Here is an 18,611-nt window from a genome sequence, read left to right on the forward strand (position 1 = left end):
AATTGAGAGGAGTAGTTATATGAAAAAAATAATGAGTTCGCTGGTTGTATTATTAATGGTAGCCCTGTTCTCTTCGAGTTTTACGGGGCTAGCCGCAAGTCTCCCATTGAGGGTAGTAGTTAATGGAGAAAAGGTGATTTTTCCAGATGCCCAGCCTTTTATTGATGCGCAGCAAAGAGTTCAGCTTCCAGTTCGTTTTATAAGTGAAGCTCTTGGAGCTGAGGTGTTATGGGACAGTAAGGCTAAAAAAGCGACAATTTCGCTTGAAGGCAAAACCATGGGTGTCTATATCGGGAAAAAGAGCTATGAGCTTAATGGAACGACGAAGCAAATGGATACGGCTGCACTGTTTAAGCAATCAAGAACGTTTGTCCCGCTTCGTTTTGTATATGAAGGGCTCGGTGTAAACGTGAAATGGGATGATGCCGTGAAGACGGTTTATATAACTACTCCGGGTAACGAGCCTCCTACGAGTACCCCAGAAACAGGGAATTCAAGTGAACCAAAAGTAGCAACGGTTGAAGGTTTTAAAATTCCATACACTGAGTTAGGACCAAATAGGGAACCTGTCTATATTTCAAATTCTAAACTCACAGTGTTTGGTAGTTCTGAGCCAGCAGAGGGTAAATACCTTTTCCAAATCACAGTTCAATATGAAGTTAAAGATGCTGATCCTGTGCAAGCAGCTAATGAGGCAGAAGAAATTCTAAAACAAAAGATTGAAAGTAATGTGGTGGATTCTATTATGGAGTATGTAAGATCTAAAAGAGAAAGAGTGGATGTATTACCAATAAAGGAATTCTCAGATAAAAACTTTAAAGTTATAGTGCAATCTAAGGAGTGGGGGAGTGTGCATCTTTCCATATGGAGGAAATAGGATTTATGAATAGATATGAAAATATTATGAGATAGGTGAATATATGAAAAAATCTATACGTATTTTTGCGATAATCGTATTATTATTTCAATCTATTAATACTTTTGTTTTCTCAGAGGAAGCGATAGACGATCCTTTGGAGAGCTTACCTAAAACACCAGAGGAAGTTATAAAATATATTAATAATGATATGGAAAATATATATGGCTGGCCTGATTATTACCCAGTTAAAGTAGGTAGCAGGGACCTAAGAAAAGATTTACTTCAAAAAAGTATTGATTCTAATCGTAATAATTATGAAATAGTTTACGGAGAGCCTCATTACTGGTTGGAACATAGTAAAATGCATGCCTTCTCTGGTTATTCAAAAGATGGCGAGGATGTCTCAGCGGAAGGCGCGCCCTGGTATGCAGGTTGGAGTGGAAAGCAGATACAAGATTTCAATATGGTTCATCGTCCATGGAAAAATGAAAAAGTTAAAGAGTTGTACAATATTACAGAGAATAATTTCGATGATTATAGCAATAAGAAAAGTGAATATCTGAAAGATTCTAATGGAACTTTTGAAAAATCCATTATCGATGGATTAAATAGAGATTACGCTGAAAAAACATACGCTGAATTCATCTATAACAATCAAAACAATACACTTAAAGGCAGTCCTGTGTATACAAGTGATGCGACTCCGTCTAAGGGGGGGCAGTGGATAGATTATGTACACGTCCTGCAACCGCCTACATATCTGTCATGGGGATCGGGTCGTATTTACATTGAGGGTTCTAACGGAAATATCACTTACTTAGGCATTCCTATCGCTCCTTTTATTTTGCAGGTAAATGACTTATCCCCTCATTTCGAAACGATGCCAACCGGCGCATTAGAGGGACAAGAGGTAACTGTTGGGATTAGACTCAGATCCAGTTTCGCTACCCAGAAAACAACAGATTTTGCTTGGAAGATTACGAGTAACGGGAAGGAAATTCCCGTAAAATACCACGGCCATGCGTCAACGTTGGCTGGTGAAATTAAGCTTGCAGCTAATGCGGCGGACAATATTCTTTACGCGACATTTACTATGCCTGATGGGGATGTGAACATACGATTTAATCTGAACAGTCAAAAGTCACCTAAGGAAGTTTTGTACGAAAATAATGAGCTTTATGGATGGATTCAGAAGGTCACCGCGATGCCAACGACCAAAGGCTCTTTTGATCTGGATTACAATGTGTTATCGAAAAAAGTGAACTTCGGTTTAGCTGATGGCGCTGCTATAAAAGCTGTTTTACAGCCGCCCTATGCTAATTTCACTTGGAGTGGCAATGCTACAGGTGCTTTGGAAGTTACTAATAATACGGATGCGATCTATCGCTATTTTCGAGTGGAGAACAATCCCGCTGTGAATGATGCTGCCAGTACAATAGTGAGAAAACCTGACATCATTGCTAGCTTGCAGCGCCCTGATTTTGGTGATGATCCGGTTAATGGCAAATGGTATAGTAATCCAGCTCCGTACACACCTAATCAGAAGTCAGGAAATATAAGTTTCCAAGGTACTGTAAGCAGAAATTATACCCGTGATTATGAGGTTTGCAGCACCAGTAAGAACGCGGAAGGCAAAGATGTTGAATCTTGTAAAACATATACGACGAGCGGCAGCACCTCGGCTCCGTTTACACCCGGGCAAGACGTCAAAACCATTCGGACCTATATTTATAATGGGCTCGAACAAATCGCGCCGAAGTTATATAAGAATTCAATAGACAAAAATGAAACAGATTCGTTAATCAGAAAGCTACTCTGGACAAGTGAACCTTACAACTATAATGTAATTCGCTGGATGGCTCATGAAGATGAGAATAAGATCTTGCAGGACTGGACGAAGGTTAAGGGGAAATTCGAACGGATCTTTACACAGCAAGCAAGCGGAGATATTGGCTGGAAGGTAGAGAATAGCATGGCTCAAGCTTATAAGAAGGCCAGAGATACCGCAAAAAAAATGATTAACAACAAAGCTGCTTACGACACTGCCGTGTTTGCAACTGATAAACAACTGCAAGGTTATGATTATCCAATTAAATCGGGGTATTATTTTAATCCAGTTGGAACCTATACCTTTACGCTGGAGACAGTGATGTTTAAGGACACGGATAAAGACACCGTGGATCATAAGGAGCTTGTTGAAGACCTTACGAAATCATTCCGCTATGAAACTGATCTTATGTATATTAATAAGGATAAGGTTGCGGTTAATTTGCGGAATGAGCCGCTCAGCAAAAACGGTAATAACTTTGCGAGAAAGCCAGCAGCATTATCAGTAGAGAATGACACGGGTGTGAATAATGAGAAATTGCTGACGGTTGAGAAAGGCTTTACTAAAGAGGTAGAAGAAATTCCATATTCACAGGATAGAGAAAGTGATAAAGGCACCCATGAATTCTGGAAGAATATCCTGGAAGGTTACTCGCAGTCTAGCACACTGGGTAGCTTCAATAATTTCAAATACCGTGAATATGTAGGCTTGAATCAGCATATGTACAAGATCACGGAGAAGTCTACAGTAACAATTACGATCAACAAAGACAAACTCCCTGTCTATACTACAGCTGAAATGCCAGACGGCAAGTACTATGTGAAGGCTTGGCTGGCAGATGTGGAGCTGTCCAAGAGTACCAATGCCTACAAATCATTAGGCAAATTAAACGGCATTAAGCCGCTGGATCAGATTGAGGTTACGGTAAAAGGCTCCATGTTCGATGACTTGAATAACTAAAGGACAGACACCCCTCATGCAAAGTTGCATGGAGGGTGTTTTTATTAAATTGTAAGACAAATAAGTTTCACGCTATACATTATCCTTATCTTTCTCGCTTAAACGCTTACGGTCCTTATCAGGATGCCGAAGGCGTTTATACTTGTTGTGATAGCGCTTCATTCGACGTATAATTAGGACTGGTGATTGCTTTTTTAAATGATATTATTCATTTTTGTATGGGTAGCGTATTTACTTCTAACTAGAGAAAGGGAGATCATTGCTGTGAAGCTATTGGGAGCGATTGAAGCAGGAGGAACAAAGTTTGTATGCGGGATTGGTTATGAGGACGGTACCATTGTCGACCGAGTTAGCTTTCCGACAACTACACCGGAAGAAACGATGGGACTAGTAATAGATTATTTTAAAGAGAAGAATGTAGAAGCTTTCGGAATCGGATCTTTTGGGCCTATTGATCCTGTACTGGACAGCCCTACTTATGGTTACATAACAACGACACCAAAACCTCATTGGGGACAATATAATCTGGTAGGCACCATGGCTGAGCAATTTAACGTTCCGATCGCCTTTGACACGGATGTGAATGGTGCGGCGCTTGCAGAGAGTAAGTGGGGAGCAGCTAAAGGTCTGGACAGTTGTCTGTATATTACGGTTGGGACAGGCATTGGAGCAGGAGCGGTTGTTGGCGGCCAGATGGTCCATGGATTGTCTCACCCTGAGATGGGACATATTCTAGTTCGTAGACATCCAGAAGATACGTTTGAAGGATACTGTCCATATCATGGCGATTGTCTTGAAGGATTAGCCGCAGGTCCGGGGATCGGCAAACGCTGGGGACAACCGGCAGGCGACCTTCCGGTGGATCATCCGGCATGGGAGATGGAAGCGCACTATCTTGCGCATGCACTCATGAATTATGTACTGATTCTGTCTCCTCAAAAAATCGTCATGGGCGGTGGTGTTATGAAGCAAAGCCACCTATTCCCGTTAATTCGTACCAAGCTGCAAGAGCTATTGAACGGTTATGTTCAGCATCCATCGCTTAATGTCGACATTGATAATTATGTTGTGTCACCAGGTCTTGGAGATAATGCTGGGCTTGCTGGAGCGATTGGACTGGCTACATTAGCTCTAGCTAGAAGCTAGTATAAAAAGACATTGACTGTTCGGTAATATATGGTATTCTAGGATTTAACAGTATAGCACTTAATGAGGAAGCACCTCTTTCACGTTTATCGTGAGAGAGGTGCTTTTTTTGCGTTTCGGGGTCTACTTGAGAAAGGATTTGTTCGTTCCGAAGAAGGCTCTGTCCGGGAAGTTATTGTGCTTGCTGTAAGTTGAGAAAGGTAGGGATGAATATGCAAATTGTATTTATGAACCGTTTATCCAGAATATCTGGAGTGGATCAAGAGATGTACGCCCAGCTGTGGATTGGAGAGGAAGAGGGGATCTGGAGTTTGGGCTGGCGCGATTTTTCAGGGGGGGAGAATTACATCGAGAATTTATGGTATGAAGGTGGTTCTTGGAATGAAATGCTCTGTGTATACAGGCATGAGCTAGCGGTGAAGATGGGAGATGGCTATCGCCCCTTAATTGATGGGATATTCCACGAGGAGGATAGTCTTACTGGACGGAATCAGGAGCAACTGAAGCTTCAATATTACAGCGAACATCATGGGAATGAGGTTGTTTATGAGGAATTATGTGCTTGGCGCCGTGGAAAAGCTTCGAGTGAACGTAAGGCGCCCTATATTCTCGCCAGTAATCGTCTGTTGCGCTTGTTAAGCACATTTCTACCGCATACGCCAGAGGAGCTGTTGCAAATTCCAGGTGTAGGAGAAGGTAAGGTAGCACAGTTTGGGACCGATTGGCTGGCAATAACTACTGTGGCGGCAAGGGAGCATTCCTTTCCTCTAAATTGGGTTCACGAAGTAATTGAAGAGGAGTCTTTTGTAAATTGGCTTTATAAACAGAAAGAGGTCAAATATAAGAAGCAGCTCGAACGACTGCGCTTACGGCGGATTTTACTGCAGGGGATCGAGAGTGGATTGGGCTTGGAACAGCTTAAGGTGAATAGTGGAGTGAACCGGCGTGAACTGATTGAAGTGGTAGAGGAACTAGAAAGAGAAGGTTATTCCGTTGAGAAGCTGATCCATGTAGAGCTTGGTAATATGCCACAGAATGAGCAAGAAGCGGTATGGAATGCATATGTGGAGCTCGGTGATCTCTTTCTAAAACCGGTGTTAAATAAGGTTTATGGAGAGGGGTTTTCCGCTGCTGAAGGATTGGATATTTACTATGAGCGCCTGCGATTGATCCGCATTCGTTTCCGTCGAGAGCAGACGCATAAAATGGGGATGGCAACTAGTTTTTAATTGTCCACATACAAAAAAGACGAAGGCTACCTTATACCTTACGGTTACAGAGCCTTCGCCTTACTTATTCGTCCGATTCGTTTCATAGCCATTCCTTCTTGCGGAAAACATACAGCATCCCACAGCCTAACGTCAACATAACGCCTATAACGCCATAATAGCCGTATTTCGTATGAAGCTCGGGCATATGATCAAAGTTCATACCGTAGATTCCGGTAATTACGGTCAGAGGCATGAATATTGTTGTGATCGCAGTAAACACTCTCATAATTTCATTCGCACGATTGGCGATACTGGATTGGTAGGCCTCTCGTAAGTTGCCCATGAGATCGCGATACGTCTCAAAGGTTTCAGATATTTTAACCGCATTTTCATAAATGTCGCTAAAATATTTCTGCAGCTGATCATCAATCAGACGGAGATCTTTTTTATTTAGGGTATTGATTACTTCTTTTTGTGGTCCCAGCATTTTCTTCAACCATAGAATTTCACTTCGCAGACCGATAATCTCACTTAGATGAGATTTCTTGGTATGCATTAGGATATCTTCTTCAAGCTTCTCAATTCGAGCTTCAATCCGGTCGCCGACGGAAAAATAGTTATCCACGACAAGGTCAATAAGTAAGTAAAGGAACATATCCGGTTCGCTTACCTCTTGCTCCCAGAGCATAGGCTTTAGGATTCGAAGTTCATTGATCTTTTGTTTCGTTACAGTGATGATGTAATGTCTTCCAAGGAATACATTGAGCGCCCGTAGGAAAATTTCTTCATCATCAAAGCGGATGCTATTTACAACTATAAAGTAGTGGCTTTCGTATATTTCTATCTTCGGACGCTGATCCTCTTCGCTAAGGCAATCCTCAACAGCAAGATCATGTAGATTGAACAAAGGCTGAAGCAGCTCTAAATCCTCTACATCGGCGTCAATCCAATAGAACCCTTCCGTTGGGGGTGTCAGTGTTTCATCAATTTCATCAATAGGTGTAAAAACCCCTGCATTCACCAGCCGGATTTTCATCTGATTTCACTCCTCCTATCCCCAGGTCTTCACCAGGGACTGCTAAATTAAGCACAGAGAAAAAAATCAGCTTGGCCGGCGTTACATCAATACATAGGGCCAAATGACGTTTCGAGGGCATGAAGAAGAACTGCTCCCGCCGCCGGCAAGCTGATGATTATCCTGTGTGGTTGCTCATTCTGTACACTAATTTGCGAGCTCGGGTCGCCTTCCATTCTTCTTCTCACCTCTTCTTTTCGTTCAGGTATGAAATACTTGTCTAGTATAACAACGGAGTATGCCTCTTTCAAGCAAATTTATTGTGATTTTGAGGCTTCTTCAGCATTGTATGGACTTGACGAAAAGGAGGTTCATGATTTAAAGTGAATTTTAAAGTAATTTAATTGAATACAGCTAAATCTTATCAAGAGCAGGTGGAGGGACTAGCCCTATGAAACCCGGCAACCGGCGTGTAAACGCACGGTGCTAATTCTTGCGGAACTTCTGCAGACGACTAATCGTCTTCAGGAACATTCTGGCAGATGAGAGAGGCGCATATGACTGTAGATATGACCTTTCTCGATTTCCGAGAAAGGTCTTTTTATTGTTCAGCAAGCCGCAGAGCGGCAAAACAACTAAATTCAGCTAAGGAGTGGAAAGACAATGCCAATTAAAATTCCCGACAGTTTACCGGCGAAAGAAGTACTATCCGGAGAAAATATTTTTGTGATGGACGAAAGTCAGGCTTTCCATCAGGATATCCGTCCACTACGGATTGCTATTCTGAACCTCATGCCGACGAAAGAGACGACAGAGACTCAATTGCTGCGTTTAATTGGAAATTCGCCACTACAAGTTGATGTTACGTTATTGCATCCACGATCCCATATTTCCAAGAATACTTCTGCTGAACATTTGAAGAGCTTTTACAAAACCTTTGACGAGATCAGTCACCGCCGTTTGGATGGCCTAATCGTTACAGGTGCTCCTGTAGAGCAAATGGAGTTCGAGGAAGTATCGTATTGGGAAGAGCTGAAAGAGATTTTTGAATGGAGCAAGGATAATGTGACCTCAACCATGCATATTTGTTGGGCGGCACAGGCAGGCTTATATCATCATTTTGGTGTTCGTAAAGTGGCATTGCCTGAAAAATGCTTTGGCGTCTTCGCTCATACGATAAATCAAAATAACATTAAATTGTTGCGCGGCTTTGACGAGGTATTCCATGTACCACACTCCCGTCATACCGACGTCTCCCGTGAAGATATTGAGAATAATCCAGATCTGCAGATTCTGGCGGAATCCGAAGAAGCTGGTATGTATCTAGTGGCTACAAATGACGGTAAACAAATATTTGTGACCGGACATTCCGAATATGATCCTCTATCCTTGAAATGGGAATATGACCGTGATGTGACTAGAGGGATGGAGATGGCTTTGCCGAAACATTACTTCCCTAAAGATGATCCTGAACGTACACCTCCAGCAGTATGGCGTGCGCATGCCAATTTATTATTCTCTAACTGGCTCAATTACTATGTATATCAAGAAACGCCTTATGATATCGACCCGATTGTTTATTAATAACAGCGTTACAATATAAATTAGGAGGCATTAATCATGGATGACAAACTTAGGATTGAAAGTAGACTGGCTCAAATAGGTTCTCAAGAAGATCCAGCCACAGGAGCAATTAATTTTCCGATTTATAATGCAACGGCATTTCGTCATCCAAAACTCGGTCAGAGCACAGGGTTTGATTATAGCCGCACCAAGAGTCCGACCCGTTCGGTGCTTGAGAATGCAGCTGCGGAACTGGAATCTGGAGATGCAGGATTTGCTTGTAGCTCAGGAATGGCAGCTATTCAAACGATTCTTACCTTGTTCGCTCAAGGCGACCATCTAATCGTTTCGCTGGATCTTTACGGCGGTACCTATCGTTTGTTGGAACGGATTATGTCCAAGTTCGGAATCACTGCTTCTTATGTAGACACGAATGATTTGGATGCACTGGAAGCTTCGCGTCGTCCCAACACGAAAGCTGTATTTATTGAAACGCCAACGAACCCACTGATGATGATCACGGATATTGAAGCCGTATGTACTTGGGCACGTCACCATGGGCTGCTCAGCATTGTAGATAATACGCTGCTGACACCGTTTTTCCAACGTCCTATAGAATTAGGTGCGGATATTGTAGTTCATAGCGCTACTAAGTATTTGGGTGGTCATAATGATGTGCTGGCAGGCTTAATTGTATCCAAGGGTGTAGAATTATCTGCTGAAATAGCAATTCTACATAACTCTATCGGTGCTGTTCTCGGACCAACAGACAGTTATCAGTTGATGAGAGGCTTGAAGACGTTGGCTCTGCGTATGGAGCGCCACGAGAGCAATGCACTAGCAATCGCCCACTACTTTTTAGAGCATCCAGCAATTGCGGAAGTGTTCCATCCAGGACTGCCAGATCATCCGGGGCATGAAATCCAGAATCGCCAATCTTCAGGGAATACCGGTATTTTCTCTTTCAAATTAAAAGATGCCAGATACGTAGAGCCTCTTCTTCGTCATATTCGTCTTATCGCATTCGCAGAGAGTCTGGGCGGCGTTGAGTCACTAATGACATATCCGGCTGTACAAACACATGCTGATATTCCTGTGGAGATTCGAAATGCTGTGGGTGTAGATGATCGTTTGCTGCGCTTCTCTGTCGGTATTGAGCATGCAGAGGATTTGATTGCTGATCTTGGCCACGCACTAGAGGCGGCACGGGCCGAAATTGAGTCGAAATAACTGGGATATACTTTTAATCAAGAGTTAGTGGAAAAATAGAGTATAAACTAGCAGTATCGCTTAGTGCGATGCTGCTTTTCTTCTGGAAGGGATTTTACGAAGAACGTAAAAGCATTTTTCAAGCTGTTCAGATTGTGATACGATGAGGAAATGAACTGTTCATTTGTATGAGAAAGGGTTGTCATCTTGAAAGGAGACAACGTTTTTTCTTCCTGTTATTTTGTGATTCTACCAATACCCCTAAGGGTTTAAAAGGAGGATGCGAACGATGAGTGCGATAGATCTTATTTTGGACAAAGCCCTACGGGGTGAACGTCTCCAATTGGAAGATACCATCCGACTGTTCGAGAGCAACGAAATTGAGAAAATGGGTGCTGCTGCAAACACCATAATGGAACGCTGGCATCCGGACCCGATGGCCACGTTTGTAATTGGTCGTAATATTAACTATACGAATGTATGTGATGTTTACTGTCGCTTCTGCGCATTTTATCGTAGACCGGGCTCTGATGAGGGCTATGTACTGCCGGATGAGACGATTTACCAAAAAATCGCTGAGACCATCGCTGTAAATGGTACAGAAATACTAATGCAAGGTGGAACGAACCCTAATCTTCCTTTCAGCTATTATACAGATATCCTTCGCGGAATTAAGCAACGGTTCCCTGAGATTACAATGCATTCCTTCTCACCAGCAGAGATTATGAAGATGAAGGAAGTATCGGGATTATCGCTCGAGGAAGTAGTACGTGAAATTCATGCTGCTGGTCTGGATTCTTTACCAGGCGGGGGAGCAGAGATTCTCGATGACCGTACACGCCGCAAGATCAGTCGTCTTAAAGGCTCATGGCGCGAGTGGATGGACGTAATGCAGACAGCGCATAAGATCGGTATGAATACAACGGCTACAATGGTCATTGGACTTGGAGAGAGTATGGAAGAACGGGCACTGCACTTACTTCGTGTGCGCGAGGCTCAGGACGAGTGTATTGCTAATAAATATGATTCAGAGGGTTTCTTGGCCTTTATCTCTTGGACATTCCAACCGGACAATACCAACCTGAAGCTGGATAGACAAACGCCTGAGGAATATCTGAAGACGGTAGCGATTAGTCGCCTTGTTCTAGACAACATCAAGAATTTCCAGTCCTCTTGGGTAACTATGGGACCAGAGGTCGGCAAGCTTTCCCTTCAATACGGCTGCAATGATTTCGGTAGTACGATGATTGAAGAGAACGTAGTATCTTCTGCGGGTGCAACTTACAAGGTCAACATTGAGTCGATTACTCAATTGATCCGCGAAGCGGGCAAAATCCCGGCACAGCGGAATACTCGCTACGATATTCTGCGCGTGTTCGATGATGCTAATGCGAAGATTGATAATGATTTCATCATGCAGAACTAATCCCAATTTCATACGGTTACATTTATCGCTTGTTTGTCGTTCATCCTCTTAATTGGATGAATGATAAACAAGCGTTTTTGTGATGTGGAGCTGATTCTAACCGCATTTACCTGTGAACATAAATTCATTATTTGATTACATTTTTGTATACACATTATTATCCAAAAGTGATATCATATTCATATCAAATGAATATCTTGTGGGGGTGCTTTTATGAAGGAGAAAATGCTTCGTCCTGTCAGCGGATTTTGGGTTATCGCATTGATTGCAGTTTGTTTAGCTGGTGGAATTTATGGTGCTGTTCAGGAGTATGTTGCAGTGCCGGTTATTCTGTTCGTTGTAGCTGGGGTACTATGTACCAGTATTACGGTTGTACAGCCCAATAAGTCGGTCGTTGTTACCTTTTTCGGGCAATATGTAGGAACTATTGCAACGAGTGGATTGTTCGCAGTCATTCCGTTCAGCGTACGTAAGACGGTTTCCCTGCGCGTTCGTAACTTTAACAGTGTGAAGCTTAAGGTCAATGATGTTGAAGGTAATCCGATTGAAATTGCTGCAGTTATTGTCTTCAAGGTGATTAACTCTGCTAAAGCTCTTTTTGATGTAGATAAATACATGGCTTTCGTAGAGATTCAGAGCGAGACAGCACTGCGTCATGTAGCCAGCAAATACCCTTATGATAATTTCAATGAATCCGGCATGTCCTTGCGTGCCAATGCAGACGAAATTGCTAAAGAATTAGCGTCTGAGCTGCAAGAGCGCTTGTCTTTATCTGGTGTAGAAGTGATTGAAGCCCGGCTTACACACTTGGCTTATTCAACAGAAATTGCCAGTACAATGTTGCAGCGGCAACAAGCTTCTGCCATTCTGTCAGCTCGTCAAATTATCGTAGAAGGTGCAGTTGGCATGGTTGATATGGCGATTAAACAGCTTAAAGAGAGCGGTGTAGTCGAGCTTGACGAAGAACGTAAAGCTGCAATGATTAATAATCTGATGGTGGCGATCGTGTCGGAGCGCGGAGCGAGTCCGGTCATTAACACCGGCTCGTTGTATTAAGGCGGTGCATCATGGCGGCCAAGAAAAGCTTTCCATTGCGGATCGATCCGGATCTGCATGAGGCGTTGGAACGTTGGGCGGGAGAGGAATTTCGCAGTGTAAACGGACATATCGAATACTTGCTGCGTGAGTCTTTGAAACGTGCAGGCCGCTTACCTGAAAGGAAACGACGAGAAGAGTAACCTCTTAAGGACAGTTCTAGGAGGATAACCAGAATGTAGAACTGTACGTGTCGGTAACTGGTGCCCGGTGTTTACAAAATTTTGCCCCCTCTATAGACTTGACTGTCAGAGAGGACAGATTTATAATTACTCCATAATTCACGTTAACAGCATTGACAAAGATATGAATCGATTGTTCTGGACCGTTCAGAGAGAGGGAACATAGGCTGTAATTTCCTCCGGTATCTACTATTGATTTACCCCTTTGTAGCTGCGGTTATGAATTCCCAGAGATGGGATAGTAAGAACCGCCGGTTCATGGTCGTTACTCCATGCTTACGAAGGATTCTGTCTCAACTCTGATTTAAGAGCGGATTGAGAGAATCGAATTTGGGTGGAACCACGGGTGCAATCGCTCGTCCCTTTGCGGGACGGGCGTTTTTTTGTGCGTGGATATTTCCGTTTCGCAAAATTTGAAATTGTTGGTTGGCTTAAGGAAATGAAGGAGGAATTTAAATGGTAAGTATTAAACTTCCGGACGGCTCCGTTCGGGAATACGCAGAAGGTAGTAATATTGATGATGTAGCGGCTTCTATTAGTAGTGGACTTCGCAAAAACGCGGTGGCAGGGAAACTGAATGGTATTGTCGTGGATCTGTCCACTCCGCTTGAGGAAGGCGCATTGATTGAAATCGTAACTTTGGATTCACCTGAAGGTTTGGAGGTTATGCGTCACAGTACTGCCCACTTGATGGCGCAAGCTGCAAGACGTTTGTACGGAACAAAGGAAGTTAAGCTAGGTGTAGGCCCGGTTATCGAAGATGGCTTCTACTACGATATGGATTTGGAACATCCACTTAATCCTGAGGATCTACTAAAGATTGAAAAGGAAATGGATCGTATTATCTCTGAAAACCTGCCAATCGTACGTAAGGAAGTTAGTCGCAAGGAAGCGCTCCAAATGTTCGGGGAGCTAGGTGATCCTTATAAGCTTGAACTGATCGAAGCGTTGCCTGAAGATAGTGTGATTTCGATCTATGAACAAGGTGAATTCTTCGACTTGTGTCGTGGACCACATGTTCCGTCTACTTCCAAAATCAAAGTCTTTAAATTGATGAATGTAGCTGGTGCTTACTGGCGCGGCGATAGCAAGAATAAAATGCTTCAACGCGTATACGGTACAGCTTGGATTAAAAAAGCACAGCTCGATGAGCATCTTCGTCTGCTTGAAGAAGCGAAGAAACGTGATCACCGTAAATTGGGTAAAGAGCTTGAAATCTTCACATTTAATCAATTGGTAGGCCAAGGCTTGCCGATCTGGCTGCCTAAGGGTGCTAAACTACGCAGTATTCTAGAACGTTACATTGTGGATCTGGAAGCAAGTTTAGGATACCAGCATGTATATACTCCGGTGCTTGGTAATGTTGAACTATATAAAACTTCTGGACACTGGGAGCACTATCAAGAGGACATGTTCCCTAAAATGACTATTGATAATGAAGAATTTGTGCTTCGTCCAATGAACTGCCCGCATCACATGATGATTTATAAGAGCTCCATGCACAGCTACCGTGATCTGCCGATCCGTATTGCTGAGCTGGGTATCCAGCACCGTTATGAAATGTCTGGAGCATTGACTGGCTTGCACCGTGTGCGTTCAATGACTCTTAATGATTCCCATATTTTCTGCCGTCTGGATCAAATTAAAGGCGAGTTCATTCGTGTAATCGAGTTGATTAAACAGGTTTACAGTGACTTTGGTATTAATGACTACCGTTTCCGGTTGTCTTATCGTGATCCTAAGGATACTGAGAAATATTACGCAAATGACGAAATGTGGGAAACTGCACAGCGCATGCTGCGTGAGGTTGTAGAAGAAGCTGGTCTGCCGTTCTACGAAGCAGAAGGCGAAGCTGCCTTCTACGGTCCGAAGCTGGATGTACAGATCAAGACTGTACTAGGCAAAGAAGAAACGCTCTCCACTGTACAGATCGACTTCTTGCTGCCTGAACGCTTTGAATTGGAATACATCGGTGACGATGGTCAGAAACACCGCCCAGTCGTTCTACACCGCGGTATTTTAGGTACTATGGAGCGCTTTGTAGCTTTCTTGTTAGAGAACTTTGCCGGATCACTGCCGCTTTGGCTGTCTCCACAACAAGTTAAAGTTATTCCTGTCTCCACTGCCTTCGACGATTATGCTAAGGAAGTTACGGACAAGCTGCGTCGCCGTGGTATCTCTGCTGAGGCAGATTTGCGTAATGAGAAGCTTGGTTATAAGATCCGTGAAGCTCAGCTGGAGAAGCTGCCATACATGTTCGTAGTCGGCGAGAATGAAATGAATGCCGAAACAGTTTCCATCCGTAAGCGCGGTGAAGGCGATATTGGAGCTAAGCCACTTCAAGAAGTGATTGAGCTACTAGCTCAGGAAATTGCAGACCGTGTAATCTCCTAATTACATGAAATAATCTACACCAAAAGTACGTTTAATAACGACCTCTGTCATATGCGCATGTGGATCTAAAATGGATCTTCATGTATAAAATTTTGTGAATCGGGAAACCTTCGCTAATAAGGGGGAGGTTTATCACATGAACAAAATGGGCATATTTCAGAGGTTTTGGTGTCTTTTCGTCACAATAGTTCTACTGTTAACTGCTGCAGGTATCATTCCTGAATCAAAGCATCAAGCAGTTGTGGCTAATGGGACAGGAGACACGTTACAACACACAAACATGAGCAAAACGCTTTCGAACGAGGTGCAACATACCCAAACTAACTCTGGTTCACTGAGAACCAAAGAACAACAAGTCGTTCTAACTACAGGCCGCGCCACGATATTGTTTAATGAGTCACATGCAAGCTCACCTGTATTACCTGCGACAACAATAAATAAACCAGTATCTACAAAGTCACCACAAAGCACTGTTGCTCCAACTACCAAGGCTCCAGCCACCAAAGCTCCGACTGCCAAAGGGAGTGGAGGCACTGGCGCTTCGAAATCACCGAATTCTATTCCTGTAGCTGCACCAGCTCCTGACCAAATTATTACTTCAATGAAAGTGATGGCGACGGGTTATACTGCGGGTTATGAATCTACAGGTAAAACATCTAAACATCCCGAATACGGAATCACCTATTCAGGTGTGAAAGTACGTAGAGATAAGAATACAGTCTCGACTATTGCGGCTGACCCTAAGGTAATCCCGTTAGGGAGTATACTTTATATACCTGGTTATGGATACGGCATCGTTGCTGATACAGGATCTGCCATTAAAGGGCGGAAGATTGATTTGTATTTTGCTACTACGAAACAGGTGTATAAGGAATGGGGTAAAAAATCAGTTGTGGTTCAGCTCATTAAGCGTGGTAACGGAACATGTACGGAAGTCATGCTGAAGAAGCTTACCCAGGCGATTGAGACTTATAATGCTGTACCGCAATCTCTGCTAGAAGAATCCATCTAAATTTAGAATTGTATTTCAATGAATTTGGCGGATTGAACTTATTTTCACTTGGCCATGCATAATAGTGACATCACCTTGCCATAATACGGACTGGGGCAGAGCGTTAGCCTCATCCGAGATGTTCTCTTAGTAAGCATTATCTATGCTGCATAAGGGATAAGGGAGGTGAATTCCGTGGCTAATAATAAAAAATCTAAAGTTCAAGAAAATTACAAAACACCGAATGAAAAATACAATGCTGAGTTTGCTGTTGAGAATGACGGCACTACTAAGCAAAGTGGAAATACTTCTAAACCAGCTCAGAAACCGCAACAATAATGCGCTGCTGATGCAGAAGACTGCTGAATAAAGAGACCGTCCCAGATCAGTTTATAACTGAGGGGCGGTCTTTTTTATATATATATAGTAGTATATAGAATAATATCCCAAACGTCTCCGTCTAGAGACTGAGTGGAAGTTCCTTCTCTCGCCGCTGTTTATGAGCGCTTTCTTCCTGTAGACTAAGGCTATAAGATTGAAGAAGAGAGCGTTCCACTAATTTAAAGGGGAAATGGAATATGAAAAGAAGGTTCACAAGTCAGATTTTTGGCGGCTTGATCCTGATAGGGATTGGAGCCATGTTTCTACTCAGACAATTGGGTTACACCGATTTCAGCTTAGGATATGTGATCTCAAATTATTGGCCTGTTATCTTGATCCTAATGGGAATGAAACGGCTTCTGGGAACGGGAGACGAACATTCAAAAGGTGGATCTTCACCAATCGGCGGTTTTTTCTTTCTGGCGATCGGAGTGTTCTTCCTTGGGCGGAATTTGGACTGGTTCGATATTTCAGCCGGGGATTTTTTCAAAATGTTCATTCCAATCATGCTGATTGGCGGCGGTCTTTATGTGATTTTTAAACCTAGAGGTTCAGTACCTCCAGTGCCGCCAGCTCCGCCGTCACCGCCAGATTACTTTCCTCCGGGAAAAAGCTCGCTGGATGTGGAGCCGCCAAAGCCGCTGGATTCCACGCTAGATGAGCAATTCGAGCAGAAATTTGGTAAAACTTCTGGTGGGCGAGACTGGAATATTAATCTTCAAAAAGATGAAGAAGAGGATGAAGATGGAGGAGCATTTAAAACCACCGCTGAATCACGTTGGCAAGAGAAGCAGGAGCGTCATGAGCGCAGACGTCAGGAACGTCATGAGCGGCATGCTAGAAGACATGGGGAATGGCATGAGGAGTTCCATGAGACAGAGAGTAACAACAAGGAGTCAACCAATCGCTCTGCTTTTATAGGGGATGTTCATATGGGTCGCGAGCATTTTCAACTGAAGAACACGAATGTCTCACAGTTTATTGGTGATACTGTACTGGATCTGACGAACGCACAAATTGCTTATGGTGAGACAAAAATTAATATTTCCGCTTTTATTGGTGACATCAAGGTATATATTCCAAATGATATGGACCTTGGGATCTCAGTGAACAGCAGTTCTTTTATCGGCGATATGGAAGTTCTGGATCAGTCCCGCAGTGGATTCATGAGCAGTGTTCAATGCAAAACGCCTTATTATAAAGAAGCAGGCAAAAAAGTTCGTATTAACGTAAGTGCTTTTATAGGTGACATTAAAGTTAAAACGGTGGGTTAGATGGGGACAATATTCAGTAATACCAAATGGTTGTTGTTGTTTTACTTTCTACTCACTGGAGCCGTAAGTGCCGGGTTGATGTATGCAGGCACTTGTCTTGGTTATATCGAGGTTATGGATTATCGAATGTGGCTGTACTTATGTCTTGGGATCGTGTTGTTCACTGTTGTAATCGGTTATATGGCAGGTCAGCGGATTCAGCGCCGGATTGATCATCTGGATCTAAATATGCTGCAGGTGGCAAAAGGGAATCTGTCCGTACGTATGCCAGAGAGTGATGACCAGTCTTTTGCGAGAGTGTACCACGAATTTAATGTCATGATGGATACGGTAGAGAACAAGATGCAGCTTCTGCAGCGATTGGGTGAACAAGAGGTTATTGAGAAGGAACAGGCAGCGGAGAGTGCGGTGTTGGAGGAAAGAAGACGTATGGCCCGGGATTTGCATGATACGGTGAGCCAACAGCTTTTTGCCATCCATATGTCGGCTTCTTCGCTGCCTAAAGTGCTGAAGGTTAATGAAGCTCAAGGTCAATTGGTAATGGATCAGTTAATTGCAATGTCACAAATGGCACAAAAGCAGATGAGAGCGCTCATTGCGCAGTTACGGCCGGTGGAGCTGGAAGGCAGGAATCTTTTCGAAGCATTGGAAAAATGGTTCCCTGATTATTGCCGCCAGAACGGCTTAAAAGGAATGAAGGAGCTTGAGCTGCAAGGAGAACTGTCTGAAGCAATTGAGCATCAGCTGTTCCTGATTATTCAGGAGGCAATGGCGAATATTGTGAAGCATGCTGAAGCTAGGCTAGTTAGTCTATCGCTGCGTGAAGGGTCAAGACAAGTTGTGCTAAGTATTAGCGATGACGGTCAAGGCTTTGAACATATACAGCAAAAACAGGGATCATACGGTCTTACCACCATGCGCGAACGTGCGGAGAAACTAGGTGGACAAGTGGAAATTATTAGCCGTAAAGGTGCAGGAACGACCATACGTGTACATATCCCTAAGTTTGTGCAAGGGAATTCTGAGTCAGAGGAAAAAAGAGTGCTAGGATCTGATATAGAGGACGAGGAGGAATAG

General features: G+C 43.3%; 15 protein-coding genes and 1 riboswitch. Of the genes, 14 read left to right on the top strand and 1 reads right to left on the bottom strand.

Features of this window, described 5'->3' with window-relative positions; translation table 11 throughout:
• Positions 1–19: 19 nt before the first annotated feature.
• The 4 genes from NST74_RS08500 to NST74_RS08515 all read left to right on the top strand — a co-directional run bounded on the left by NST74_RS08500 (position 20) and on the right by NST74_RS08515 (position 6,022).
• Positions 20–877: a copper amine oxidase N-terminal domain-containing protein gene (locus NST74_RS08500; protein ID WP_341111483.1), complete on the top strand. Its 858-nt coding sequence runs from the start codon at positions 20–22 to the stop codon at positions 875–877.
• Between the two features lie 43 nt (positions 878–920).
• Positions 921–3,647 carry a hypothetical protein gene (locus NST74_RS08505; protein ID WP_341111485.1) on the top strand — a complete coding sequence of 909 codons (2,727 nt, stop codon included), beginning with the start codon at positions 921–923 and terminating at the stop codon, positions 3,645–3,647.
• A 264-nt stretch (positions 3,648–3,911) separates the two neighbouring features.
• Positions 3,912–4,793 carry an ROK family protein gene (locus NST74_RS08510; RefSeq protein WP_341111486.1) on the top strand — a complete coding sequence of 294 codons (882 nt, stop codon included), beginning with the start codon at positions 3,912–3,914 and terminating at the stop codon, positions 4,791–4,793.
• A gap of 212 nt (positions 4,794–5,005) precedes the next feature.
• On the top strand, positions 5,006–6,022 hold the full coding sequence (locus NST74_RS08515) for an HRDC domain-containing protein (RefSeq protein WP_341115855.1): 1,017 nt from the start codon (positions 5,006–5,008) through the stop codon (positions 6,020–6,022).
• Between the two features lie 82 nt (positions 6,023–6,104).
• Here the strand turns inward: NST74_RS08515 and corA are convergent, their stop codons facing one another.
• Positions 6,105–7,040: a magnesium/cobalt transporter CorA gene (gene corA / locus NST74_RS08520; protein ID WP_042125638.1), complete on the bottom strand. Its 936-nt coding sequence runs from the start codon at positions 7,038–7,040 to the stop codon at positions 6,105–6,107.
• 397 nt (positions 7,041–7,437) lie between these two features.
• Positions 7,438–7,568: riboswitch (SAM riboswitch) on the top strand.
• 114 nt (positions 7,569–7,682) lie between these two features.
• Between corA and metA the strand changes: the two genes are divergently transcribed.
• The 10 genes from metA (at position 7,683) to NST74_RS08570 (ending at position 18,611) form a co-directional block, all read left to right on the top strand.
• Positions 7,683–8,603, top strand: coding sequence for a homoserine O-acetyltransferase MetA (metA, locus tag NST74_RS08525; protein WP_042125640.1), 921 nt, complete (start codon positions 7,683–7,685; stop codon positions 8,601–8,603).
• Between the two features lie 36 nt (positions 8,604–8,639).
• Positions 8,640–9,812 (top strand): aminotransferase class I/II-fold pyridoxal phosphate-dependent enzyme, encoded by a 1,173-nt coding sequence (locus tag NST74_RS08530; protein WP_341111488.1) that lies wholly within the window; start codon positions 8,640–8,642, stop codon positions 9,810–9,812.
• Between the two features lie 268 nt (positions 9,813–10,080).
• Positions 10,081–11,217, top strand: a complete 1,137-nt coding sequence (gene mqnC / locus NST74_RS08535) for a cyclic dehypoxanthinyl futalosine synthase (RefSeq protein WP_042125644.1) — start codon at positions 10,081–10,083, stop codon at positions 11,215–11,217.
• A gap of 213 nt (positions 11,218–11,430) precedes the next feature.
• Positions 11,431–12,273, top strand: a complete 843-nt coding sequence (locus tag NST74_RS08540; protein WP_042125646.1) for an SPFH domain-containing protein — start codon at positions 11,431–11,433, stop codon at positions 12,271–12,273.
• Positions 12,274–12,284: 11 nt separating this feature from the next.
• On the top strand, positions 12,285–12,455 hold the full coding sequence (locus NST74_RS08545) for a toxin-antitoxin system HicB family antitoxin (RefSeq protein WP_042125648.1): 171 nt from the start codon (positions 12,285–12,287) through the stop codon (positions 12,453–12,455).
• Positions 12,456–12,950: 495 nt separating this feature from the next.
• The gene (thrS, locus tag NST74_RS08550) at positions 12,951–14,888 is read left to right on the top strand and encodes a threonine--tRNA ligase (RefSeq protein WP_341111492.1); all 1,938 of its coding nucleotides are present in this window, start codon (positions 12,951–12,953) and stop codon (positions 14,886–14,888) included.
• Between the two features lie 304 nt (positions 14,889–15,192).
• Positions 15,193–15,900 carry a 3D domain-containing protein gene (locus tag NST74_RS08555; protein WP_445668181.1) on the top strand — a complete coding sequence of 236 codons (708 nt, stop codon included), beginning with the start codon at positions 15,193–15,195 and terminating at the stop codon, positions 15,898–15,900.
• Positions 15,901–16,074: 174 nt separating this feature from the next.
• A complete protein-coding gene (locus NST74_RS08560; RefSeq protein WP_156114753.1) occupies positions 16,075–16,218 on the top strand; it encodes a hypothetical protein in 144 nt (47 codons plus the stop codon).
• 239 nt (positions 16,219–16,457) lie between these two features.
• Complete coding sequence (liaF, locus tag NST74_RS08565) at positions 16,458–17,534, top strand: cell wall-active antibiotics response protein LiaF (RefSeq protein ID WP_341111497.1); 1,077 nt, start codon at positions 16,458–16,460, stop codon at positions 17,532–17,534.
• Entirely contained in the window at positions 17,535–18,611 is a 1,077-nt protein-coding gene (locus NST74_RS08570) for a HAMP domain-containing sensor histidine kinase (RefSeq protein WP_042125653.1), read from the top strand.

The sequence above is a fragment of the Paenibacillus sp. FSL F4-0125 genome, assembly GCF_038008565.1.
Classification (GTDB): Bacteria; Bacillota; Bacilli; order Paenibacillales; family Paenibacillaceae; genus Paenibacillus_AQ.